Genomic DNA, 22,507 nt, shown 5'->3' on the forward strand with positions numbered 1-22,507 from the left:
CTCCCGGTCGCCTCAGGGGCACATGTGCTCGGTGTCCCGGGCGATGGCGCTGTGCAGCGTTGCGTCGCTCCTGCCGGCCGCGCCTGCCCCCGCCTCGGTGGCGAAGGTGAAGCGAACCAGGACCGGCTCACGGTCCACGACGACGGAGAACTGGCTCGCGAGCTCCAGGTCCGACTCCCAGGCCACACGGGCGAGATCGAGCGCGGCACGCAGCTGCGCGAACGTGACGGTCGGCGACATACTGACCGTGCCCGCGCCCGTCTTCGTGCCCGTGTCGGTGCGGGTGCCGGTGCACGCGGCGGGGATGTCGACGGAATCCGTCCAGGTGCTGAGGGCGACCCGGTGGATCAGGCCGCAGCGGCAGACCTCCAGGCGTACGTCCCCGTACGCGAACGTCCGCGGCCAGGACGGTGCAGCGCCCGGCACGTGGTCCGCCACGGCCGGAGCCCCGAGGACGCCGGACACCTCGTCCAGTGACGCTCCGGGCTTCAGGGCACCCAGCCCGCCCGTCAGCGCCATGTCCGTCAGCACATCCATGATGTTCATACCGGTGATGATCTCAAAGGCCGGTCACCGTCGGATCAGCACGAGGGACGACTGTGGGCCGTACCCCTTGAAGGGGTACGGCCCACAGTCTTCTCGCGGCTCCCGGAGGACTCAGTTCCCGGTGTTCCCACCGGTGAAGTAGTTGTTCAGACCCGGCACCGTCAGCGTCCCGCCGAACTGGCCAGCCTGCTTCACCTTGGCGTTGGTGAAGAATGCGAACGGCACGTTCAGCGGCGGCGGGCTCGTCGGGCTGAAGGTGATCGGGATGAGGCCGAAGAGGTTGCCCTTCAGCTCTTCCGTGTACATCGTCACCGTGCCGCTGCGGATGGTCGAGGTGGAGCCCTTGTCCGCCTCGACATGCGCGGTCGACCCGTTCGGGCCGTCCACCAGCTGGTGCAGGTCCTTGATGTCCACGCCCGAGGCCGTGAACTTCAGCACCTTCTTGATCTTGCCGCTGCCGGTCTTGACCTCGACGATGCCCTTGTAGTCCAGGCCCGTCAGGGTGAGCAGCGAACTCTCCAGCACCCAGGGCTCGTCCGGGAGCAGCGGGATGCCCGGCTCCAGGTCGGCCGCGGCCAGCGCCTTGGGGTCGGCCTCGGGGCATGGGAAGCGCGGCTTGGCGCCCTCGGGGATGTCCGTGTCGCTCTTGGGGTCGAGGCTCTTGACCGCGGCTTCGAGCTCCTCGGTCGTCGCCCCGGCCTTGTCCGCCGCGTCCTTGATGGCGTCCTTGACCTTGTCGGTCTTGTCGTCCGCCTCATCGGCCTTGTCGGCGGGCTTGGACGACGGCTTCTCGTCCTGCGGCTCCGCGGGCTTCGCCGTCGGCTTCTCGCTCGGCTCGTCGGCCGGCTTCTCGCTCGGCTTCGCCGTCTCGCTGGGAGTCGGCGCCGGCGTGGCCGTCGGCTTGTCGGGGCCGTCGAACAGGTCCTTCAGCGCGTCACCCACACCCAGCGGATCCAGCGGGTTCCTGGTCTCCGACTCGGTGGGCGTCGGGGTGGGCGTCGGCTTCGCCTCGTCCGGCTTCTCCTCGTCGGCGCGCCCCGGGTCGGAGGCGGACGGCGTGGTGTCCGGCTTGGGCTCGGCGTTGTCGTCCTTGCCGTCGTTCTCGTCGGCCGGGGCCGTCGAGGACGGGTCGGGCGTCTCGGACGCCTCGTCGGACGGCTTGGCCGACTCGGAGGGCTTGGGCGACTCGGACTCCGCCGGCTCGTCCGAACGTGTCACACACGGACCGGGAGCGAAGGGAATGTCCTTGTCATCGGCGAGCGCCAGCTTGGGGGTGAGGCCCATGCCGACGAAGACGGCGGTGGGCATCGCGGCCAGGGCCATCGCCTTGCCCGCAGGCCTCTGGAGCTTGGTCAGCAGCGACTTCCTCGGGGCCGCGTGCCGCGGACCCTTTCTGACCTGTGCTCCATCGCCCCCAGCCGTGGTCAGCGGTGTGACATCACCCTGCACTGTTCCTCCCGCCGTTGGCTTCGATGGTGGTGTCGTGCGTGTTCGCGCCGTAGGGGCCCCAGGGCTCCGGATCGGCGCCACCCGCCGGCTCGGCCGGTGCGGATGCGGCGGTCTTGTCCTCGGCCGGCTCGGGCTCGGACTTCGCCGGTGCCCAGGCGATCGCCAGCGCGCCGCCCAGCATCGACAGCAGGAACCCGATGATGAAGCCGCCCAGATTGGCGATCGGGATCGAGATCAACGCGAGCAGGATCGAGGCGATTCCCGCGAAGACACGGACGATGCTGTGGAACCACATCGTCAGGCCCAGCGTGACCAGCAGGACGCCGATGATCAGCGAGCCCGCCCCCGCGGTCGTCGCCATGGAGAGCGTCATGTGCCCGAGCTTGAACGTCGCGTACGGGAAATAGGCGATGGGGATGCCGCCGAGCAGGGTGAACAGTCCGGCCCAGAAAGGCCGCTGGCCCCGCCACGTGCGGAAGTTTCGCCGAAGGACGCGGAGGAAGTGCTCGTCCCGTCCCGGTGACACTGCAGACTCGGCGCTCATGGAAAACAGCTCCCTGGAACTGGCATTGCTGTGTGAAGAGTTGGGCGGGCGGGCGCAGCCGTGAGAGCTCTACCCGCCCGCCCGGACGGGATGACCGTCAGTAGCACTCGACCCCGTCGCCGGAGCCCTTGAGCAGACGCATGCTCAGGCCGCTGAGCTCGAAGGTGCCGGCGGTGGTCGCCCAGGCCTTCTGCTCGACGTTGGTGAGCTCGGCACGCTCCGCCTGCTGGGCGAACCCGTTGGGCAGGATCGACTCGTCCTTGACCGCGGGGCCCTTGCCGGTCCCGGGGTTGTCCGTGTCCTTGGCCGCGACGCCGATGTCGATGTTCGTGAACTTGGCGTTCGCGTCCAGCGACGACACGTCCAGGTACAGGTTCTTCGCCTGGACCGGGGTGCCCTTGTCGCCCGCCTTCAGCTTCAGCGTGATCTTGCCCACGAAGGGCACGTCGGTGACGACCGACTGACACATCTTGGTGATCGACGCGTTCTTGAAGGTCGAGATGGCGACCGGGTGGGCCGTCTTCTCGTCGCCCTTGAGGTCCTTGTACCCCATGTCGACGCCGCCGTACTGGGCGAACCCAGTGCCGTCAAGATAGCCGGCGGTGACCTTGAACTCCTGGCCGGACACAGCGAACGACGCGGCGAGCGCGCCCTGTGCCAGACCGACGCCTATCGCAGCCGTTGCGGCCACGCTGGGCACCATGACAAGGGCGAACCGCTTCCATCTGGTTCCACCCCGAGTCACTGACTCCATGACTTTCCTCCTTCTCGGACGTACATCTCCGGTCCGGACCGTGGGTCCGTCCTGGGATGGGAGAAGTGCTACGTCCTCGGGAAGGAGAGCGCCCGTACTTTCAGGCGCATCCGCGTCCGAAACACCGGCGATCACCCCCGAGCGACAACCACTGGTCGCGCCTGACACGCATCACGCACAACCTGTCGGACAGGCCCCGCCGTTCGGCAGGAACCCCCCTGTCCGCGACCGGCGCCACTGCCGCCGGTCCACCCGGTGGGGACCCAACGACCACAGCACGGCTGGGGGCCGGGCTGGTGCGGTATTGGACCGAGCGTCGCCGATCGTGGTCCATTACCGGCCGCGACACAAGGGGGTTCGTTACTCGCTAGTAACGGCCTGATAACCACGCCACGACGGGCTGATGCCGACCGGCCACGCAGGGTGCAGGAGGCCGTCCGGCCAGAAAGGTGGATTGCCGCCAATAAGCGGACAGAACAAGCCGGTTGATTTACTACGAGTAACAGCTCGCTGAATTACCAAGTTTTGGTAAAGAGCGGCCGCGTTCTGTCACCTTGTCGCCAAAACGGCGGTGGCGCCTCACCAGCGCCACCGCCGCAAACCCCATAGACCTGGCGGAACGGAACGTTCGGCTCAGGCAGCTTCAAACATGGCTCAGAACAGCACCCGGGCGAGCGCGGAACGCGCCGCCGTCACGCGGGGGTCGTCGGGGCCGACGACCTCGAAGAGTTCGAGAAGACGCAGCCGGGCCGCGTCGCGGTCCTCGGCGGTCGTACGGCGCACGGCCTCGACGAGCCGGCCGAAGGCGTCCTCCACATGGCCGCCCACCAGGTCCAGGTCGGCCGCGGCGATCTGCGCATTCACGTCGGCCGGCTTCTCGGCGGCCTCCTGGCGCACCTGCTGCGGATCCATGTCCTGGACACGGCCCAGCAGTTCGGCCTGGGCGAGGCCGAGCTTCGCCTCCGTGTTGCCCGGGTCGTCGGACAGCACGTTCTTGTACGCCTGGACGGCACCGCCGAAGTCGCCCGCGTCAAGAGCCTGTACGGCCGCTTCCAGCAGAGCGTCGTAGGGGCCGGCGGGCACGGGCGCCGGGGCCGTCTCCTCGCCCTGTGCCGCCGCGTCGACCGCGATACCGGTGAGGCCGAAGCGCTCCTCGGCGACCTGCACCAGCTGGTCCAGCGTCTGACGGATCTGCGCCTCGGGGGCCGCTCCCTGGAAGAGGGGGAGCGCCTGCCCGGCGACGACGGCGAACACGGCCGGGATGCCCTGGATCCCGAACTGCTGCATCAGCATCTGGTTGGCGTCGACGTCGATCTTGGCGAGGAGGAAACGGCCGTTGTACTCCTGCGTCAGCCGCTCCAGCAGCGGGCTCAGCTGCTTGCAGGGCTCGCACCACTCGGCCCAGAAGTCGATGACGACCGGGACCTCGGCGGAACGCTGGAGGACGTCGCGCTCGAAGCCCGCCTCGTCGACGTCGATCACCAGGCTGGAGGGGGCTACGGCACCGCCGCCGCCGGTGCGGGCGGACTCGGCACGGGCCTGCTCCGCCTTGGCCTTGGCCTCTCCGGCCGCCTTCACCGCGGCGAGGTCGACGACGCCGCTCATGGACATGTTCCTAGGCTGCATGAGTACATCCTCCCCCCTCCGCGCACGCATGGGAAAACACGGTCACAGGACCGTCGTACGGGTACTGCTCGAAGAACGCGGCGCGGGGTCCCCACCCGTGCGCCAGTGTGGTTGTCGCGGAGCCGGTCACAGCTTTCGCTACGGGTCGTAGCGTAACTGCACCAGCCCGGCCGCGTGTGAGATTTTTCCGGTGAACTGCCTCACAACGAAACGCCTACCGGCCGGTATGGTCGCCGACATGTGCCGCCACACTTCCCCCAAACCCGTACGTACCGGGCGTACGGGCCGCCCCCGCAGCGCCGAGGCCGACTCCGCGATCCTGGACGCGACCCGGGCCGCGCTCGTCGAACTGGGCTGGTCGAAGCTGACGATGGGCGATGTGGCCACCCGCGCGGGGGTCGCCAAGACGACTCTCTACCGCCGCTGGACGAACAAGAGCGAGCTCGTGGTCGATGCCGTCGCCGTGCTCTTCGACGAACTCGAACTTCCCGACCTCGGCAGCCTGGAGGCCGATGTACGGGGCGTGGTGCTCCAGTTCGCGGCGCTGCTGGAGCGGCCGGAGGCGCGGACCGCGCTGATGGCCGTGGTCGCGGAGTCCACCCGGGACGAGGCGCTGCGGGGCCGTATCCGTACGGCGATCGTCGAGCGCCAGAAGCTGTTGGTCCTGGAGGGGCGGGCGCGGGCACAGGCGCGCGGGGAGCTGCCGTACGAAGCGGACGAGGAGACGGCGGCGCGCAACGCGGACCTGATCTTCGATGTGATTGCGGGCGCGGTGGTCCACCGGCTGCTGGTCAGCGCGGAGCCGGTGGACGAGACCTGGGCGGCCGGCTTCACCCGCCTGCTGTTGTCGGGCCTGGCCTCCCTGCAGAACTGACACCGGGCAGCCACGGAGCACGGGGGCACAGAGCACGGCAGGTACAGAGCACGCGGGCACAGAGCACACGGGCACAGAGCACACGGGCACAGAGCACACGGGCACGGGCGGCGGGAAGAATCCCGCCGCCCGTGCCCGTGTCAGCAACCGGCCGAAACCGTGGTGTTCAGAAGCCCGGCGGTTCGGTGTACGTGCCCCACTCGTCCCGCAGCGCGTCGCAGATCTCGCCCAGCGTCGCCTCCGCGCGGACCGCGTCGAGCATCGGTCCGATCATGTTGGAGCCGTCCCTGGCCGCGGCCAGCATCTTCTCCAGCGAGGACCGGACGAGGGCGTCGTCGCGGTGCGCCTTGCGGTCCGCCAGGATGCGCACCTGCTCACGCTCGACCTCGTGGCTGACCCGCAGGATCTCCAGGTCGCCGGTGACCGAGCCGTGGTGGACGTTGACGCCGACGACCCTCTTGTCGCCCTTCTCCAGCGACTGCTGGTACTGGAAGGCCGACTCGGCGATCTCGCCGGTGAACCAGCCGTCCTCGATACCGCGCAGGATGCCGGAGGTGATGGGACCGATGGGGTGCTGCCCGTCGGGGTGTGCCCGGCGGCCGCGCTCCTTGATCTGGTCGAAGATCTTCTCGGCGTCCGCCTCGATGCGGTCGGTGAGCTGCTCGACGTACCACGAACCGCCCAGCGGGTCGGCGACGTTGGCGACGCCGGTCTCCTCCATCAGCACCTGCTGGGTGCGCAGCGCGATCTCGGCCGCCTGCTCGCTGGGGAGCGCGAGGGTCTCGTCCAGGGCGTTGGTGTGCAGGGAGTTGGTGCCGCCGAGGACGGCGGAGAGCGCCTCGACCGCGGTGCGTACGACGTTGTTGTAGGGCTGCTGGGCGGTGAGCGAGACGCCGGCGGTCTGGGTGTGGAACCGCAGCCACTGCGCCTTGTCGGTCTTCGCCCCGTACTCCTCCTTCATCCAGCGCGCCCAGATCCTGCGCGCCGCGCGGAACTTGGCGATCTCCTCGAAGAAGTCGAGGTGCGCGTCGAAGAAGAAGGAGAGACCGGGCGCGAAGGTGTCGACGTCGAGGCCCCGGCTGAGCCCGAGTTCGACGTAGCCGAAGCCGTCGGCAAGGGTGTACGCGAGCTCCTGCGCGGCGGTCGCACCCGCCTCGCGGATGTGGTAGCCGGAGACGGAGAGCGGCTTGTACGCGGGGATGCCCTGCGCGCAGTGCTCCATCAGGTCGCCGATCAGCCGCAGATGGGGCTCGGGCTGGAAGAGCCACTCCTTCTGGGCGATGTACTCCTTGAAGATGTCCGTCTGGAGCGTGCCGTTGAGCACGGCCGGGTCGATGCCCTGGCGCTCGGCGGCGACGAGGTACATGCAGAAGGCGGGCACGGCGGGCCCGCTGATCGTCATGGAGGTGGTGACGTCGCCGAGCGGGATGTCCTTGAACAGGACCTCCATGTCGGCGGCGGAGTCGATGGCGACACCGCAGTGGCCGACCTCACCGAGTGAGCGGGGGTCGTCGGAGTCGCGGCCCATCAGGGTGGGCATGTCGAAGGCCACGGAGAGTCCGCCGCCGCCGTTGGCGAGGATCATCTTGTAGCGCTCGTTCGTCTGCTCGGCGTTGCCGAAGCCCGCGAACTGGCGGATGGTCCAGGTCCGGCCGCGGTAGCCGGTCGGGTAGAGCCCTCGGGTGAAGGGGTACTCCCCCGGCCAGCCGATGCGCTCGAAGCCGTCGTAGTTGTCTCCGGGCCGGGGCCCGTAGACGGGCTCCACCGGATCCCCGGAGAGCGTGGTGAAGTCCGCGTCCCGCTTGCGGGCCTTGTCGTAACGGGCCTGCCAGCGTCGGCGGCCTTCCTCGATGGCGTCAGCGTCCATACCCTCGAATTTACTAGGACGTCCTAGTAAATGTCGATGGGAAGCCCCCGCGAGCCTGCGCGCACGGGGGTGAGGCCGGGGTGAGAGCTAGGCCTTGACTGCCGCGGTGGAGCCGTCCGTGATCAGCGGACGGACCTCGCGGGTGATCTTCGGTTCCACGAAGAAGCTGGCCACAGGGATGCAGCCGGCGGCCAGCACCCACAGCAGCTTGCCGAACGGCCACTTCGCCTTGGAGCCGAGATCGAACGCGAAAATCACGTAGATGATGAACAGCACACCGTGGATCTGGGAGATCAGCATGGTGTCGCCGGTGTCGAACCCGTACTTCAGGATGATCGCGCCGGTGAACACGAGGAGCCACACGGCGGTGATGTAGGCCATCACCCGGTAGCGGGTCAGCACATTCGCTTTCATGGCACCGAGCGTAACCGGGCGCAAGGGGCGATCTTCGGGCGGGTGGGGCGGCAGAGGGCCAGGCCCCGGCGCCGGCCGGCGCACTCGGGACGACCGGCCGCGTCCCGCCGAGGACGCCGGGCTACGCGTCGTCGAAGTCGTGCGCCGACAGCCGCAGAGGACGCAGCATCGCGAAGATCTCCCCGCACTCCTCGGAGTCGTACGCCCCGAGCCCGAAGTCCATCTCCATCAGATCGCGCGTGGCCGCTTCCACGACCTCGCGCCCCTTCTCCGTGATGGAGGCGAGGGTGCCGCGGCCGTCGTTGGGGTTGGGGCGCTTGTCGACCAGACCAGACCTGACCAGGCGGTCGACGGTGTTGGTCACCGAGGTGGGGTGGACCATCAGACGCTCGCCGATCTTGGACATGGGCAGCTCGCCGGCCTTGGAGAAGGTCAGCAGCACCAGCGCCTCGTACCGCGCGAAGGTCAGCCCGTACGGCTTGACGACGGAGTCGACCTCGGCGAGCAGGATCTGCTGCGCGCGCATGATCGAGGTGATGGCCGCCATCGAGGGGACGGGACCCCAGCGCTGCTGCCACAGCTCGTCGGCGCGCGCGATGGGGTCGAAGGGGAGGCTGAGGGGCTTCGGCACGGCACCGACCCTACCGACAGGTCATATGGCGGTCAGCCCCGTCTCGCCCTTCGGTCCGCCGGGCTTCGGCGACCAGCAGCAGACAGCAGACGGTGCCGATGACTCCGGCGCCCGTCACGACCGTGCTGACCGCGTAGAACTCCGCCGCGAGACCCGCGAGAGCCATGCCCACACCCTGGATCGTCATCAGCCCGGCCGTCATCAGGGTCATGGCCCGGCCGCGCAGCTCGTCGGGCACCGCCTCGATGAACCACCGGTCCACGCCGAGGGTGTACGCGTTCGTGGCGCCGGCGACGACGAGGACGAGCAGGGCGAGAGCGAGGCCGGGGGTCAGCGCGAACGCGACGAGCGGCAGCAGGGAGACGGCGGCGAGCGGGAGGGCGATACGGGCGCGGGTGCCCGGGCCCAGCGCGGAACCGGCGTACAGCTCCCCCGCGATCGTGCCCGCGGGAAGGGCGCACATCAGCAGCCCGAGACCGGCCGACCCGATGCCGGTGGCGTCGGCGTAGGGGGTGGCGAGGACCTCCGGCGCGACGCTGAACATGGGCGGCACCCAGAACAGCAGCATCAGCACCCGCAGCCTGCGGTCGGCGAAGACCTGGCGTGCTCCGGTGAGCGACGAGCGCAGCAGGGCGCCGCTGTCGCCGTCCCGGGCGGGGCGGCGCTTCGTACCGAACCGGAGCAGGAGCGCGGAACCGAGAAAGGTGCAGCAGGTGACGGCGAGGGCGCCGCGCGGCGGCACCACGGCGAGCAGCAGACCGCCGAGCCCGAAGCCGGTCAGCACGGCGCTCTGGGACACGATCCGCAGCAGCGACCGGCCGAGGACGAAGAGGTCGCCGTCGCCCAGGATGTCGGCGAGGGTGGCGGTCCGCGTCCCGTTGAACACCGGTGAGACGGCGGCGATGGCGCAGCGGAGGGCGAGCAGGACGGCGACGGGGGTGACGGGCAGCACCATCGCCGCGGCGCATCCGGCGCACACGAGATCGCACAGCACGAGCACCCGTCGCGCGGGGTACTTGTCGGCGACGCCGGCGAGCAGCGTCCCGCCGACGAGGTACGGCAGGAAGCCGAGCGCGAAGGTGAGGGCGCTCAGCAGGGGCGAGCCCGTGAGCCGGTAGATCAGGACGGTGAGGGAGATCTCGCAGACGACGACGCCGAGCAGGGACATGAGGTGGGCGACGAACACGGCGCGGAACTCGCGGACACGGAAGACGGCGCCGTAGCCGTGCGGGGCTCCGGTGGCCGGCGGCGCGGGTACGGATGGCGGGGCACCACCGGCGGGGTGCGCACCTGCTGTCTCCGCGAGGCCAGGGTCCACACCGGCATCGTCCGCAAGGCCGAGATCCGCACCCGCATCGTCCGCAAGGCCGGGATCCGCACCCGCCTCGGCCGCGAGGCCAGGGTCCGCACCGACAGCTGCGGCGGTCGCGAGGTGCGCCTCGACCGCCGCATCGGCCGCGAGGCCAGGGTCCGCACCCGCATCGTCCGCGAGGCCAGGGGGCGCACCTGCTGTCTCCGCGAGGCCGGGGTCCGCACCGGCATCGTCGGCGAGGCCGGGGTCCGCACCGACAGCTGCGGCGGTCGCGAGGTGCGCCTCGACCGCCGCCTCGGCCGCGCGGCTCGTTCCGACGGACCGCGCACCGCCGGCCTCCACCGTCGCCGGACCTGTATCGACGTCGTGCGCACCGCCGGCTGCCGCACCCGCAGGGCGCGCGCCGACGGCTTCGGCACCCGCGGGACCGCCGGACCGCGTGTCCGCGGGCACGTTCGCGCCGCCGGGTGCGGAGGGCGGCGGGAGAGAGGGACGAGTCATGGGCGCAGCCTGCCGACCCTCTGCGCCCGGCCCTAGACTTTCGGCATCAGCCGAATCTTCAGGAGCCGTCATGCCGTCCGCCATGCACTTCCGGGAGGCGGACCTCCTGCGTATCCGGTTCGCCGTGTCACCGCTCTGGGAGACGCACGAGGCCGTACGCACCCTCAAGCGCCCCGACCGGCACGGCTACCACCTGCCCTGGCTCGCCAGGATCCGGCGGGACGCCGCACGGCTCGATCTCTCCGCCCTGTGGCTGCTGATGCCCCGTCGCGGACACGCCCCCGACTTCCTCGGGCCGCCGCCCATCGGCTCCGCCGCGTCCTTCGGCGAGGAGATCGCCGCCGTACGGGCCGCGGATCCCGAGTCCGCCCGCCAGGACATGGCGTGGTCGCTGGCCTGCACCCCCGGCGCAGCCGAGTCGCCCGCGGGCCGGGCGCTGCTCGCCGATCCCGCCCGAGCGGTCCACGAGCTCGCCGACCGCCTGGAGGAGGCGTGGCACGTCCTGGTCGAGCCCGAGTGGCCCCGGCTGCGCACGCTGCTGGAGGCCGATGTGGCCTTCCACTCGCGCCGGCTCGCCGACACCGGCATCGAGGGCCTGTTCGCCGATCTGCACCCCCGGCTGCGGTGGGCGGACGGCACGCTGACGCTGGAGAAGAGCTCGGACCATGTGCGCCATCTCGACGGCCAGGGACTGATGCTGCTGCCCAGCGTCTTCTGCTGGCCGGACGTCGTGACCGGCTTCGAACCGCCCTGGCAGCCGACCGTCGCCTACCCGGCACGCGGGATCGGCGCCCTGTGGACGGAGCCCGCGGCGAGCACACCGGACGCGCTGGCCCGGCTGCTCGGCCCCAAGCGGGCGTCCGTGCTCGTGGCCCTGGACGAGCCCGCCGGGACGAGTGCACTCGCGCACCGGCTGGGTCTCGCGCCCTCGTCCGTGTCCGCGCATCTGTCGGTGCTGCGGGACGCGGGCCTGCTGACCTCACGCCGCTACGGCCACCAGGTCCTCTACGAGCGGACCCCGCTCGGCATCGCCCTGACGGCCACGCAGCCCGGCGCCTGAACCCGGGCCGTGCTCAACGGCGGGTGGAGCGCCGCAGCTTGTGCCGGACGGCGCGCTGGGCCACCGGACCGAGCTCGTCGAGGGCGGCCGCCAGGACCGTGAGCTGCTCCAGGGCGGCCAGCGCGCGCTCCGCGCCGCCCGGGTCGACGCCCTCGTACAGTTCGAGACCCACGAACGACGCGGCGACCGCGCGCGCGAGGCCCACCGGGTCGGCGAACTCCCCGAGCGGAGATGCCGCGAGGACCCTGACCAGTACCTGCTCGATCTCGGCGATCCACAGCTCCAGGCCCGCGGCGGTGGCGGGCGCGAGGCGCGGCTGGGTCTGTGCGCCGGCGAGCAGCTGGCCGAGGACCGCGACATGGCCTCCGGACCGTTCCTCGGCGTGCATCTCGCGCCCGAACACGAGGAGTTCGGTCAGCGTGCCGATCTCACCGAGCCGTTCGCGGTAGCGGGACACCCGCTGCTCCGCGCCGTGACGGCAGGCCGCGGCAAGCAGGTCGTCGACAGAGCCGAAGTGGTAGAAGACGAGCGCCTGGTTGACTCCGGCGGCGGCGGCGATGGAGCGGGCGGAGGTCTTGGCGATGCCCTGCTCGGTGAGCGTGCGCAGCGCGCCCTCCAGCAGCTTCTCCTTGGTCTCCTGGCTCACGCCCGTATCTCCTCGCGTACCGGGCGCAGCCCGGCGCGCACCCCGTGCGAGCGTACGTCGACGTACTCGGCCGTGAACGAGCCCTCGTAGCCGAAGAGCGGCCCGAAGCGGCGGTTGGTCACCCGCACCCGGATACGGAAGCGGCCGGTGGCGTCGTCGTAGGACTCGCGCACTTCCGCGTCGCCGCCGATCAGTTCGGGAACCCGCAGGTCCACCGGCCCCTCGCGGAAGCGGTGTTCGCCGGAGCGGATGAGCAGTGAGCCGTCGGGCTCGGCGAAGAGGCGCAGATCGCTGGCGAGATGCTGGTGCGTGCCGAGATAGTCGACGATGCGGTCGCCCGACGGGGCGGCGATCATCGTCGCGTCGAAGCGGCGCGGTCCGCCGGGCAGGGCGAAGGTCCGGACGAAGGTGACGGTCTCCCGGCCGTAGCTGTCGGCGTACGGGAAGTTCTCGATGGTGAAGGGGACGCCGCGACCCGTGCGCGGCACCAGGATGTTGCGGCTGCCGCCCAGGGACAGGAACGGTTTGACGAAGCCGCGGCCGTGCCAGATACGGTCCATCACCCCCCGTCCGACGCACGCTTCACCGGACGCGAGTCCGACGGAGAAGCGGCGCTGGAGCTGCGGGTGGAGCCGGCCGAAGTCGTCGCCCATGACGGTGCGGAAGATCGAGCTCATGCGTGCTCCAGGGTGTTCGTCCGCTCCAGGGAGCCGAGGAGGGCGGGCACGGCCGCCGGTACCGGCGGGGTGCGCAGACAGCGGCGGGCTGCCGGAGTGCTGGGCGAGGGCGGCAGGACGACTGCCGTGACGGCGGCCGCGATTCCCGCGAGGGGGTCCAGCGACAGGGCTATCCCGGCGGCGAGCCCCCGGACGCCGAGTTCGGCGAGTGCGTGTACCAGTGCGCGTTCGGGGGTGATGCCCCGCTCGCACCACAGCCGCAGCCGGTCGAAGGACCAGGCGGTCGCCCATCCCATGAGCGGACGGAAGACGAGGCGGTCCGCGACGCGGCCCAACCGGCCCCAGCGCGGGCGGTAGTCGTAGCCGGTGAGGAAGCGCACGCCGTCGGCCGTCGGGACGTAACGCCAGTAGCCGCTCCCCTCCTTCAGCAGCGAGAGGGGGTGCGGCGAGGCGAACCGGAGTGCGGAGACGCGGTCGCCGGCCCGGTGGCGCTCCCCCGCGGAGACACCGGTGCCGGCGACGGTCAGCCAGGGCAGGACGCGGGTCGCGTACCGGAAGCGCTGCGGCTCTCCCGGACGGCGCGGCAGATGGTCGATCTCGGTGAAGCGCAGGTCCCACCGCTGGTGTTGCGCGGGCTCCTGGGTGCGCTCCCAGAGCGTCTCCAGCTCCACGCGTATGCACGTCTCGATGTACAGCCTCATGCCGAACCCCCGCACCGCCGACCCTTTTGAGCGATCGCTCAAAAGGAAGGTAGCAAGGATTTGAGCAGTCGCTCAACCCTCCCTCGGTCACGAGACCCGCACGGGAACCCGCCCCGGGCACGAGAAAGCCCCCGGCTAGGAGCCGGGGGCTGACGCGAAGAAGAGATGACGCAAAGAGAGAGGGAGGGCGGGGATCAGGCGGACAGATGCCGTTCCACCGTCGCGACCTTGGAGGTGAGACCGTCCTCGACGCCGGGCCGGATGTCGGCCTTGAGGACCAGGGAGACGCGCGGCGCACGGGCCTCGACGGCGGCGACGGCGCGCTTGACCACGTCCATCACCTCGTCCCACTCACCTTCCACCGAGGTGAACATGGCGTCCGTGCGGTGGGGCAGGCCCGATGCGCGGACCACCCGCACGGCGTCGGCGACGTACTCCCCGACGTCCTCACCCACGCCCAGCGGCGTGACGGAGAACGCGACGATCATGCGCTGACCCCGTCCTCGCGGCGGGCGCGGGAGGCGATGACGGCGTCGTCGGCCGCGCGCCGCAGCTTGCGCTCGGCGTAGAAGCCGCCGAAGGGCAATACGGAGAGGACGAAGTAGAGGGCCGCCGTCTTCAGGTCCCACTTGGTGCGGTTCCAGGCGTCCAGCCAGAAGAGCACGTAGAGGATGAAGAGCACACCGTGGATCGCGCCCATGACCGGGACCGCGTTGAACTCCGTCGTGCGCTTGAGAACAGAGCAGACGAGCAGCAGGAGGAAGGAGACGGCCTCCGGCGCGGAGACCAGGCGGAGACGGTGGAGTGACGAGGCGGTCTTGATGTCCACGGGGGCACCTTCGATGGGAGGGGCGGCAGTGATCTTGTGAACGCGCTCACAAGCGCTGCACCATTGTGGCAGCTCACTTTGCCAAGGCTTTGTCCGGGGGTCCGTCCAGGAGTCCGGGATCTTCCCTCGGGCCCTGTTCGTCCAGCCCACGTCCGGTTAACGTCGCTCCGTGGCAATGTTCCGGCTCCAAGGGAGCAAAGTGCTCGCGGTCGACATGACCGGCGACGCCGTCAAAGCGAAGAACGGCTCGATGGTCGCCTACGACGGCCAGATGGCGTTCAAGAAGATGTCCGGCGGCGGTGAGGGCATACGCGGGATGGTCACCCGCCGCCTCACCGGCGAACAGATGGTCGTGATGGAGGTGAGGGGCCAGGGCACCTGCTACTTCGCCGACCGCGCGTCCGAGATCAACCTCGTGAACCTGCACGGCGACAAGCTCTTCGTCGAGTCGAGCAATCTGCTCTGCACGGACGGGGGCCTGCGCACCGGGACCAGCTTCACCGGTCTGCGCGGCGGGGCGACGGGCAACGGCCTGTTCACCACCACCGTCGAGGGCACCGGCCAGGCCGCGATCATGTCGGACGGCCCGGCGGTGGTCCTGCGGGTGACACCGCAGTACCCGCTCGCGGTCGACCCCGGCGCGTACATCGCCCACCAGGGCAACCTCCAGCAGAACTTCCAGTCGGGTGTGACCTTCCGCACCTTTCTCGGCGAGGGCGGCGGCGAGGCCTTCCAGATCCGCTTCGAGGGCGACGGACTCGTCTACGTCCAGCCCAGCGAGCGGAACACCATCGGGGGCGACGTCTGATGCCGTTCCGTGAGATCAACTCCAAGATGGTCGAGGCGACTCTCGCCCCGGGCCAGAAGATGTTCAGCCAGCGCGGCGCGATGCTCGCGTACCGCGGCGAGGTCAGCTTCACGCCGAACATGCAGGGCGGCCAGGGCGGCCTGATGTCGATGATCGGCCGGCGCGTGGCCAACGAGGCGACGCCGCTGATGACGGTCGAGGGCAACGGCACCGTGATGTTCGGCCACGGCGGCCATCACATCCAGGTCATCCAGCTCACCGGCGACACTCTCTACGTCGAGGCCGACCGGCTGCTCGCGTTCGACGGCACCCTCCAGCAGGGCACGATGTTCATGGGCTCACAGGGCGGGGTCATGGGCATGGTCCGCGGCCAGGTGAGCGGTCAGGGTCTGTTCACCACGACACTCAAGGGCCACGGCGCCGTCGCGGTGATGGCGCACGGCGGCGTGATCGAGCTGCCGATCATCCCCGGGCGGGCGGTCCATGTGGACCCGCAGGCGTACGTGGCTCACCACGGCGACGTACGCAACAAACTCTCCACCGCGCTGGGCTGGCGCGACATGGTGGGGCGCGGCTCGGGCGAGGCGTTCCAGCTGGAACTGAGCGGCAGTGGCGCGGTGTACGTCCAGGCGTCGGAGGAGAAGCTGTGAGCACCCCGGTGGTTTTCGACCCGATGACGCTGCCGAGCGACGACAACGTCAACGCGTACACGTTCTGCGTGGAGCTCAAGGGCAGCCAGTGGTTCCTGCAGAAGGGGAAGATGATCGCCTACTACGGGCGCATCGACTTCAACGGCATCGGTCACGGCCGGCTCGACCGGCTGATGCGGACCTCGTTCCACTCGCCGCTGCACGCGAGCGACTGGGTGGTGGCCGAGGGCAGCGGAAAGATGCTGCTCGCCGACCGCGCCTTCGACGTGAACTCCTTCGACCTGGACAACGGCAATCTGACGATCCGGTCCGGCAATCTGCTCGCCTACGAGCCGACGCTGGCACTGAAGCAGTCGATCGTGCCGGGCTTCCTGACGCTGATCGGAACCGGGAAGTTCGTCGCCGCATCCAACGGGCCCGTGGTCTTCATGGAGCCTCCGCTCCGGGTGGACCCGCAGGCGCTGGTGGGCTGGGCCGACTGCCCCTCCCCCTGCCACCACTACGACCACGGCTATATGACCGGCGTGATGGGAGGCCTGCGCGCGATGACCGGGATCGGCGGCGCCTCCGGTGAGGAGCACCAGTTCGAGTTCATCGGGGCGGGCACGGTACTGCTCCAGTCGACCGAGATGCTGATGGCGGAGACGGCGACCGGTGCCGTGCCGCACCAGGCGGGGGTGCCGGGCGGCCACGGCGGAGGGACCCCAGGTCAACCGGGGGCCACCCCCCGTCTCCCCGGTCAGCTGGGGGATCTCCAGCGTCGCTTCGGCCTGTGAGCGGTAGTCTGCGGAGTGTGACGTCGAACGTCTGCACCCACCGTGCGCTGCGCCTTTCGTGTACCGGGTGCCCGGCGTCACAGCTCCACAATTCGTCCGTCTTTCAACTTCTTAGGTAGAATCCATATATGGAGACCGAGACGGCCACCCGCTGGCTGACCGATGACGAGCAGTGCGCCTGGCGCACGCACCTGGACGTCAGCCGACTGCTGATGCACCAGCTCGAGAAGGACCTCCAGCCGTTCGGCCTGACCAACAACGACTACGAGATCCTGGTCAACCTCTCCGAGTCACCGGACAGGCGTATGCGGATGAGCGATCTGGCGGCTGCCACGCTCCAGTCCAAGAGCCGCCTCTCCCACCAGATCACGCGTATGGAGAGCGCGGGCCTGGTCCGCCGGGAGAACTGCGAGTCCGACCGCCGCGGGCTGTACGCGGTGCTCACCGACCAGGGCACCGAGACCATGCAGAAGGTCGCGCCGCACCATGTCGCGTCCGTACGCAAGCACTTCATCGATCTGCTGACACCGGAGGCGCTCGCGGAGCTGCGGGCGTCCCTCTCGCCGGTGGCCGACCACCTGCGCGGCCGGCGCGGCAAGGCGTAAGCGGGGTACTACGCGGCGGGCAGGCGGAGCTCGAAGAGCGCGCCGCCCGCCGCGGCCCGGCCCAGCTCCAGCGTTCCGCCGTGGCGCACCGCCACATCGCGCGCGATGGCGAGCCCGAGGCCCGCGCCGCCCTCGTCCCTGCTGCGGGCGTCGTCGAGGCGCACGAACCGCTCGAAGATCCGCTCCCGTTCGCTGTCGGGGACCCCGTCACCGTCGTCCGCGACACTGAGCACCACCTGACGCCCCTGCCGGGTCACCGAGGCGCTGACCGAAGTACGCGCGTGCCGCTGGGCGTTGTCCAGAAGATTGCCCAGCACCCGCGCCAACTGGCCGCGCGATCCGGTCACTTCGAGCCCCTCGCCGGCCTCCACCACCACCGCGACCCGGTCACCCGTCCGCTGTGACGTCTCCTCGCGCACCAGCGCGGCCAGGTCCAGCCGGGTGTTCCCGGGCCGCTCCCCCGCGTCCAGCCGGGCCAGCAGCAGCAGATCGGCGGCGAGCTGCTGAAGCCGTACGGTGTCCTCCACCGCGCCCGGCACATCCAGCAACTCCGGGTGCGCCACGCCCACTTCGAGCTGCGTGCGCAGCGAGGCGATGGGGCTGCGCAGCTCGTGCGAGGCGTCCGCGACGAAAGCCCGCTGCCGCCGGACGGAGGCTTCCAGCGCGGCCAGCGTCTCGTTGGTCGTCCGGGCCAGCCGGGCGACCTCGTCCCGCGAGCCGGGCTCCGGCACGCGCCGGGAGAGATCCTCGGACGCCGTGATGGCCGCCATCTCGCTCCGGATGCCCTCGACCGGCTGAAGGGCGCGACGGGTCACCAGCCAGGTCACCCCGCCGACGACGACCAGCAGCAACGGCAGCCCGACCAGCATGGCTTCGCGCACGGTGTTCACGGCGTCCTGCTCGGGAGCCAGCGGTGCGCCCGCGTAGACGGTGAGCGTGAGACCGTCGCCGTTCGCCGCCTCGACGGCGGCGAACCGGTACTCGGCGCTCTCGCCGTCCACCGTGGCGCTGCCCGTGCTGAACCGCGGCTCGGCGCTCGACACCTCTCCCGGGCGCGGATCGTCGTCCTGCTCCTGCCCGTCGTCATCGTCCTCGCCGGGGGGCGGCTGGACGGCACCCTGGGGCTTCACCTGGCCGGTCGCGGTGCCGGAGATGCTCTCCAGCCCTTCGCTCACCGCCCGTACCCGGCCCTTCTCGTCGACGATCTGCACCGGCCGCTCGTCACCGTCGGGCAGGTCGAGCCGGTCGAGCGCCGTTCCGAGCGCGACCTGGGACGCCGTCTCGCGGGCCGCGACCTCGGCCTGGAGATCCGTCTGGTCGATGAGGTTGGTCCGCAGCACGAGGAGGACGGAGACTCCGGCGGCGATCAGGGCGACCGCGACGACCAGCGTGGCGCCCAGAGCGGCCCGCGCCCGCACCGACCTCATGTCGTGGCCACCAGACGGTAGCCCGCGCCGCGCACGGTCTGGATGCGCTCGGCACCGAGCTTGCGGCGCAGCGAACTGATGTAGACCTCGATGATGTTGGGATCGCCCTCGTAGGCGAAGTCCCAGACGTGCTCCAGGATCTGCGCCTTGCTCACCACATCCCCCGCGCGCACGGCGAGCTGCTCCAGAACGGCGAACTCCTTGGCGGTGAGCGAGGCTTCCTCCGTACCGCGGAAGACCCGGCGGGCCGCTGTCTCCACCCGCAGATCGCCGACGCTCAGGACGGGCGAACCGGCGGCCGGACCGCGGCGGCGGAGCAGGGCCTTGATCCTCGCGACGAGGACCACGTACGAGAAGGGCTTGGTCAGGTAGTCGTCGGCACCGGTGTCGAGTCCCTCGGCCTCGTCGTACTCACCGTCCTTGGCCGTGAGCATCAGGATCGGGACGTCGTGGCCCGCGGCGCGCAGCGCCCCGCAGACGCGGTAGCCGTTCATGCCGGGCAGCATGATGTCGAGGACGACGAGGTCGTAGTCGCCCTCCGAGGCCCGGTGGAGCCCCTCCAGACCGTCGTGGACCACGTCCACGGCATAGCCCTCGGCCGTCAGTCCCCTGGCCAGGGACAGAGCGAGCCGCTTCTCGTCCTCCACGATCAGCAAACGCATGTCCCCAGGGTCGCGCACCGAAGCTGAAGAACCCTTCAGGTGGCTTCAGCTCGGGTTCAGCATCACCCGAGGAGATTGGTCCCCGTCGCAACCAACCGATCCCTGAGGACACCCCATGAAGCGCAAGATCCTGATTTCCGCAGTGGCCGTGGCCGCCCTGGTCGGCGGCGGCACCTACACCGCGGTCGCCGCGTCGGCCGACGACGCCGCGCCCACGTCGAAGGTCACCGTCTCCGAAGCGGTGGACGCGGCGCTGCAGAAGGCCCCGGGCACGGTGGAGTCGGCCGGCACGGACGACGACGCGGGCGTCTGGGAGGTCGACGTGCAGGGCAAGAACGGCGACGACCGCGAGGTGACGGTGGACGCGTCGGGCAAGGCGTCCGCGGCCCAGGACGACAAGGACGACGACGACCGGTCCGACGACAGCGGGTCCGACGACGCGGCCGAGCGCAAGGCCCTGAGTGCCGCGAAGGTCGATGCCGAGCAGGCGAGCACGGCGGCGCTGGAGTTCCGCCCGGGCACGGTCACGGAGGTCGAGTTCGACGACGGTCACTGGGAGGTCGACGTCCGCGGCAAGGACGGGGCGTCGCAGGACGTGACGGTGGACGCGACGACGGGCAAGGCGTCCGCTTCGCAGGGCGACGACGCCAAGGACACCGACGACGCCGACTCCAAGAACGACAAGGACGACAAGGACGACAAGGCCAACAGCGCGTCGTACGACGGCAGTTCGAAGGACAAGGCCGACGACGGCTCGGACGACTGACCCGGTACGGCCTCCGGTCGTTTCCTCGGTCGCCGGCGGGGCTTGAGCGCGGGGGCCCCGCCGGCGGCCGAGGCACGTCGTCCCACGGCCCCGCACATCGACCCGTCAGGACTCCGTGAGACCCGCGACCAGTTCGTCCGCCGCCGTGTACGGGTCCAGTTCACCCGCCACGATCCGCTCCGCCAGCGCCCCCAGCCGGCGGTCACCGTGCAGATCACCGATCCGCTCGCGCAGGCGGGTGACCGCGATCGTCTCGACCTCGCCCGCCGCACGGCGGGCCCTGCGCTCGGTCAGGACCCCGTGCTCCTCCATCCAGGCGCGGTGCTTCTCCAGCGCCTCGACGACCTCGTCCATGCCTTCGCCCCGGGCCGCGACCGTCTTCACGATCGGCGGGCGCCAGTCGCCCGGCCCCCGGGCCTCACCGAGTCCCAGCATGTGGTTGAGCTCGCGGGCCGTCGCGTCCGCGCCGTCCCGGTCCGCCTTGTTGACGACGTAGACGTCGCCGATCTCCAGGATGCCCGCCTTCGCCGCCTGGATGCCGTCGCCCATCCCGGGCGCGAGCAGCACCACCGAGGTGTCGGCCTGCGAGGCGATCTCGACCTCGGACTGGCCCACACCGACGGTCTCCACCAGGATCACGTCGCAGCCGGCGGCGTCCAGCACCCGGATCGCCTGCGGCGCCGCCCAGGCCAGCCCGCCGAGGTGGCCGCGGGTGGCCATCGAACGGATGTAGACACCGGGGTCGGAGGCGTGGTCCGACATCCGGACCCGGTCACCGAGCAGCGCACCGCCGGAGAAGGGCGAGGAGGGGTCGACCGCCAGCACGCCGACCCGCTTCCCCGCCCGCCGGTAGGCGGTCACCAGCGCGGAGGTGGAGGTGGACTTGCCGACGCCGGGCGAGCCCGTCAGGCCGACGACATACGCACCGCCGGCCAGCGGTGCCAGCGCCGCCATCACCTCGCGCAACTGCGGGGACGCCCCCTCCACCAGCGAGATCAGCCGGGCCACCGCCCTCGGCCGGCCCTCCCTCGCCTGGGCGACGAGCTGGGGGACGTCCACCATTGCCGTGCTCCTTCTCTCGACTTGCCCGGCCTACTTCGACGGCACGCGGACGATCAGCGCGTCACCCTGTCCGCCGCCGCCGCACAGCGCGGCCGCACCCACGCCGCCGCCCCGCCGCCGCAGCTCCAGCGCCAGGTGGAGCACCACGCGCGCGCCGGACATGCCGATGGGGTGGCCGAGGGCGATCGCACCGCCGTTGACGTTCACCTTTTCCGGGGATACCCCAAGATCCTTCATTGACTGCACGGCGACCGCGGCGAACGCCTCGTTGATCTCGATGAGGTCCAGGTCGGAGACCTCGAGACCGTCCTTCTTCAGGGCGTGCGCGATCGCGTTGGCGGGCTGCGACTGGAGGGAGTTGTCCGGCCCGGCCACGTTGCCGTGGGCGCCGATCTCCGCGATCCACTCCAGGCCGAGCTCCTCGGCCTTGGCCTTGCTCATCACGACGACCGCCGCCGCACCGTCGGAGATCTGCGAGGAGGTGCCGGCCGTGATCGTGCCGTCCTTGGCGAAGGCGGGGCGCAGCTTGCTCAGCGACTCCACCGTCGTCTCGCCGCGGATGCCCTCGTCCTTGGCGAAGACGACCGGCTCGCCCTTGCGCTGCGGGATCTCGACGGGCGTGATCTCCGCCTCGAAAATGCCGTTCTTCTGCGCGGCGGCGGCACGCTGGTGGGACAGCGCCGCGATCTCGTCCTGCGCCGGGCGCTCGATACCGAGGCGGGTGTTGTGCTTCTCGGTCGACTCACCCATGGCGACGTTCTCGAAGGAGTCGGTCAGCCCGTCGTACGCCATGGCGTCGAGCATCTCGACGGCGCCGTACTTGTAGCCCTCGCGGGACTTCGGCAGCAGATGCGGCGCGTTGGTCATGGACTCCTGGCCGCCGGCGACGACGACGTCGAACTCGCCGGCGCGGATCAGCTGGTCCGCCAGCGCGATGGCGTCGAGGCCGGAGAGACAGACCTTGTTGATGGTGAGCGCGGGAACGCTCATCGGGATGCCGGCCTTGACCGCGGCCTGGCGTGCCGGGATCTGCCCCGCGCCGGCCTGCAGCACCTGGCCCATGATCACGTACTGCACCTGGTCACCGCCGATGCCCGCGCGGTCCAGCGCCGCCTTGATGGCGAAGCCGCCGAGGTCGGCACCGGAGAAGGACTTGAGTGAGCCGAGCAGACGCCCCATGGGCGTACGGGCGCCCGCGACGATCACCGAGGTGGTACCGGTCGTTCCAGACATGAGACAGGATCCCCTTTCAGCACGGGGCTGAGGAGTGAACGAGGGTTTACCTCAATGTACTGAGCGGTACTGCTCCGGGTCATCGGC

26 protein-coding genes are annotated in these 22,507 nt (G+C 70.4%); 8 read left to right on the forward strand and 18 right to left on the reverse strand.

Going from position 1 to position 22,507, the window contains the following annotated elements; translation table 11 throughout:
* Positions 1-12: 12 nt before the first annotated feature.
* The 5 genes from RPQ07_RS11510 to RPQ07_RS11530 form a co-directional block, all read right to left on the reverse strand.
* The gene (locus RPQ07_RS11510) at positions 13-546 is read right to left on the reverse strand and encodes a hypothetical protein (protein WP_313944015.1); all 534 of its coding nucleotides are present in this window, start codon (positions 544-546) and stop codon (positions 13-15) included.
* 111 nt (positions 547-657) lie between these two features.
* A complete protein-coding gene (locus RPQ07_RS11515) occupies positions 658-1,995 on the reverse strand; it encodes a hypothetical protein (protein ID WP_313944016.1) in 1,338 nt (445 codons plus the stop codon).
* Positions 1,985-2,539 (reverse strand): DUF6114 domain-containing protein, encoded by a 555-nt coding sequence (locus RPQ07_RS11520; RefSeq protein ID WP_313944017.1) that lies wholly within the window; start codon positions 2,537-2,539, stop codon positions 1,985-1,987. The genes RPQ07_RS11515 and RPQ07_RS11520 overlap by 11 nt, the downstream gene beginning before the upstream one ends.
* 97 nt (positions 2,540-2,636) lie before the next feature.
* A complete protein-coding gene (locus RPQ07_RS11525; RefSeq protein WP_313944018.1) occupies positions 2,637-3,293 on the reverse strand; it encodes a DUF6230 family protein in 657 nt (218 codons plus the stop codon).
* 654 nt (positions 3,294-3,947) lie between these two features.
* On the reverse strand, positions 3,948-4,919 hold the full coding sequence (locus RPQ07_RS11530) for a tetratricopeptide repeat protein (RefSeq protein WP_313944019.1): 972 nt from the start codon (positions 4,917-4,919) through the stop codon (positions 3,948-3,950).
* A gap of 238 nt (positions 4,920-5,157) precedes the next feature.
* Here RPQ07_RS11530 and RPQ07_RS11535 point away from each other — a divergent pair, with 238 nt between their 5' ends.
* On the forward strand, positions 5,158-5,793 hold the full coding sequence (locus tag RPQ07_RS11535; protein WP_313944020.1) for a TetR/AcrR family transcriptional regulator: 636 nt from the start codon (positions 5,158-5,160) through the stop codon (positions 5,791-5,793).
* A gap of 166 nt (positions 5,794-5,959) precedes the next feature.
* Here RPQ07_RS11535 and RPQ07_RS11540 read toward each other — a convergent pair whose 3' ends face one another.
* From RPQ07_RS11540 to RPQ07_RS11555, 4 genes are all read right to left on the reverse strand, one after another.
* Complete coding sequence (locus RPQ07_RS11540) at positions 5,960-7,660, reverse strand: methylmalonyl-CoA mutase family protein (protein ID WP_313944021.1); 1,701 nt, start codon at positions 7,658-7,660, stop codon at positions 5,960-5,962.
* Positions 7,661-7,747: 87 nt separating this feature from the next.
* Positions 7,748-8,074 carry a DUF3817 domain-containing protein gene (locus tag RPQ07_RS11545; protein ID WP_313944022.1) on the reverse strand — a complete coding sequence of 109 codons (327 nt, stop codon included), beginning with the start codon at positions 8,072-8,074 and terminating at the stop codon, positions 7,748-7,750.
* Positions 8,075-8,195: 121 nt separating this feature from the next.
* On the reverse strand, positions 8,196-8,705 hold the full coding sequence (locus RPQ07_RS11550; protein ID WP_313944023.1) for a MarR family transcriptional regulator: 510 nt from the start codon (positions 8,703-8,705) through the stop codon (positions 8,196-8,198).
* A 10-nt stretch (positions 8,706-8,715) separates the two neighbouring features.
* Positions 8,716-10,023, reverse strand: a complete 1,308-nt coding sequence (locus RPQ07_RS11555; protein ID WP_313944024.1) for an MFS transporter — start codon at positions 10,021-10,023, stop codon at positions 8,716-8,718.
* On the opposite strand from RPQ07_RS11555, the gene RPQ07_RS11560 reads away from it, so the two are divergent.
* Positions 9,988-10,554: a hypothetical protein gene (locus tag RPQ07_RS11560; protein ID WP_313944025.1), complete on the forward strand. Its 567-nt coding sequence runs from the start codon at positions 9,988-9,990 to the stop codon at positions 10,552-10,554. The two genes, RPQ07_RS11555 and RPQ07_RS11560, sit on opposite strands and share 36 nt — an antisense overlap.
* A gap of 34 nt (positions 10,555-10,588) precedes the next feature.
* The gene (locus RPQ07_RS11565) at positions 10,589-11,578 is read left to right on the forward strand and encodes an ArsR/SmtB family transcription factor (protein WP_313944026.1); all 990 of its coding nucleotides are present in this window, start codon (positions 10,589-10,591) and stop codon (positions 11,576-11,578) included.
* Between the two features lie 13 nt (positions 11,579-11,591).
* Here RPQ07_RS11565 and RPQ07_RS11570 read toward each other — a convergent pair whose 3' ends face one another.
* The 5 genes from RPQ07_RS11570 to RPQ07_RS11590 all read right to left on the reverse strand — a co-directional run bounded on the left by RPQ07_RS11570 (position 11,592) and on the right by RPQ07_RS11590 (position 14,431).
* Positions 11,592-12,224, reverse strand: coding sequence for a TetR/AcrR family transcriptional regulator (locus RPQ07_RS11570; RefSeq protein ID WP_313944027.1), 633 nt, complete (start codon positions 12,222-12,224; stop codon positions 11,592-11,594).
* Positions 12,221-12,901: a DUF4166 domain-containing protein gene (locus RPQ07_RS11575; protein ID WP_313944028.1), complete on the reverse strand. Its 681-nt coding sequence runs from the start codon at positions 12,899-12,901 to the stop codon at positions 12,221-12,223. The genes RPQ07_RS11570 and RPQ07_RS11575 overlap by 4 nt, the downstream gene beginning before the upstream one ends.
* Entirely contained in the window at positions 12,898-13,602 is a 705-nt protein-coding gene (locus RPQ07_RS11580) for a hypothetical protein (RefSeq protein WP_313944029.1), read from the reverse strand. The genes RPQ07_RS11575 and RPQ07_RS11580 overlap by 4 nt, the downstream gene beginning before the upstream one ends.
* A 194-nt stretch (positions 13,603-13,796) precedes the next feature.
* Complete coding sequence (locus RPQ07_RS11585; protein ID WP_313944030.1) at positions 13,797-14,090, reverse strand: MTH1187 family thiamine-binding protein; 294 nt, start codon at positions 14,088-14,090, stop codon at positions 13,797-13,799.
* Positions 14,087-14,431 carry a DUF3817 domain-containing protein gene (locus tag RPQ07_RS11590; protein WP_313944031.1) on the reverse strand — a complete coding sequence of 115 codons (345 nt, stop codon included), beginning with the start codon at positions 14,429-14,431 and terminating at the stop codon, positions 14,087-14,089. The genes RPQ07_RS11585 and RPQ07_RS11590 overlap by 4 nt, the downstream gene beginning before the upstream one ends.
* Before the next feature lie 175 nt (positions 14,432-14,606).
* Between RPQ07_RS11590 and RPQ07_RS11595 the strand changes: the two genes are divergently transcribed.
* From RPQ07_RS11595 to RPQ07_RS11610, 4 genes are all read left to right on the forward strand, one after another.
* The gene (locus RPQ07_RS11595) at positions 14,607-15,239 is read left to right on the forward strand and encodes an AIM24 family protein (protein WP_313948864.1); all 633 of its coding nucleotides are present in this window, start codon (positions 14,607-14,609) and stop codon (positions 15,237-15,239) included.
* Entirely contained in the window at positions 15,239-15,889 is a 651-nt protein-coding gene (locus tag RPQ07_RS11600) for an AIM24 family protein (RefSeq protein ID WP_313944032.1), read from the forward strand. Before RPQ07_RS11595 ends, RPQ07_RS11600 begins: the two co-directional genes overlap by 1 nt.
* Positions 15,886-16,665, forward strand: a complete 780-nt coding sequence (locus RPQ07_RS11605) for an AIM24 family protein (RefSeq protein ID WP_313944033.1) — start codon at positions 15,886-15,888, stop codon at positions 16,663-16,665. Before RPQ07_RS11600 ends, RPQ07_RS11605 begins: the two co-directional genes overlap by 4 nt.
* A gap of 128 nt (positions 16,666-16,793) precedes the next feature.
* Positions 16,794-17,270: a MarR family winged helix-turn-helix transcriptional regulator gene (locus RPQ07_RS11610; RefSeq protein WP_313944034.1), complete on the forward strand. Its 477-nt coding sequence runs from the start codon at positions 16,794-16,796 to the stop codon at positions 17,268-17,270.
* 8 nt (positions 17,271-17,278) lie between these two features.
* Here the strand turns inward: RPQ07_RS11610 and RPQ07_RS11615 are convergent, their stop codons facing one another.
* Together RPQ07_RS11615 and RPQ07_RS11620 are read right to left on the reverse strand one after the other, a co-directional pair.
* Complete coding sequence (locus tag RPQ07_RS11615; RefSeq protein WP_313944035.1) at positions 17,279-18,697, reverse strand: HAMP domain-containing sensor histidine kinase; 1,419 nt, start codon at positions 18,695-18,697, stop codon at positions 17,279-17,281.
* On the reverse strand, positions 18,694-19,359 hold the full coding sequence (locus tag RPQ07_RS11620; RefSeq protein ID WP_313944036.1) for a response regulator transcription factor: 666 nt from the start codon (positions 19,357-19,359) through the stop codon (positions 18,694-18,696). Before RPQ07_RS11620 ends, RPQ07_RS11615 begins: the two co-directional genes overlap by 4 nt.
* 115 nt (positions 19,360-19,474) lie before the next feature.
* Here RPQ07_RS11620 and RPQ07_RS11625 point away from each other — a divergent pair, with 115 nt between their 5' ends.
* Positions 19,475-20,125, forward strand: a complete 651-nt coding sequence (locus RPQ07_RS11625) for a PepSY domain-containing protein (protein WP_313944037.1) — start codon at positions 19,475-19,477, stop codon at positions 20,123-20,125.
* A gap of 105 nt (positions 20,126-20,230) precedes the next feature.
* Here RPQ07_RS11625 and meaB read toward each other — a convergent pair whose 3' ends face one another.
* Both meaB and RPQ07_RS11635 read right to left on the reverse strand, forming a co-directional pair.
* Complete coding sequence (meaB, locus tag RPQ07_RS11630) at positions 20,231-21,187, reverse strand: methylmalonyl Co-A mutase-associated GTPase MeaB (RefSeq protein WP_313944038.1); 957 nt, start codon at positions 21,185-21,187, stop codon at positions 20,231-20,233.
* Between the two features lie 30 nt (positions 21,188-21,217).
* Positions 21,218-22,420 carry an acetyl-CoA C-acetyltransferase gene (locus RPQ07_RS11635; protein ID WP_313944039.1) on the reverse strand — a complete coding sequence of 401 codons (1,203 nt, stop codon included), beginning with the start codon at positions 22,418-22,420 and terminating at the stop codon, positions 21,218-21,220.
* Positions 22,421-22,507: the final 87 nt, after the last annotated feature.

The sequence above is a fragment of the Streptomyces sp. AM8-1-1 genome (assembly GCF_032229325.1).
Taxonomy (GTDB): domain Bacteria; phylum Actinomycetota; class Actinomycetes; order Streptomycetales; family Streptomycetaceae; genus Streptomyces; species Streptomyces achmelvichensis.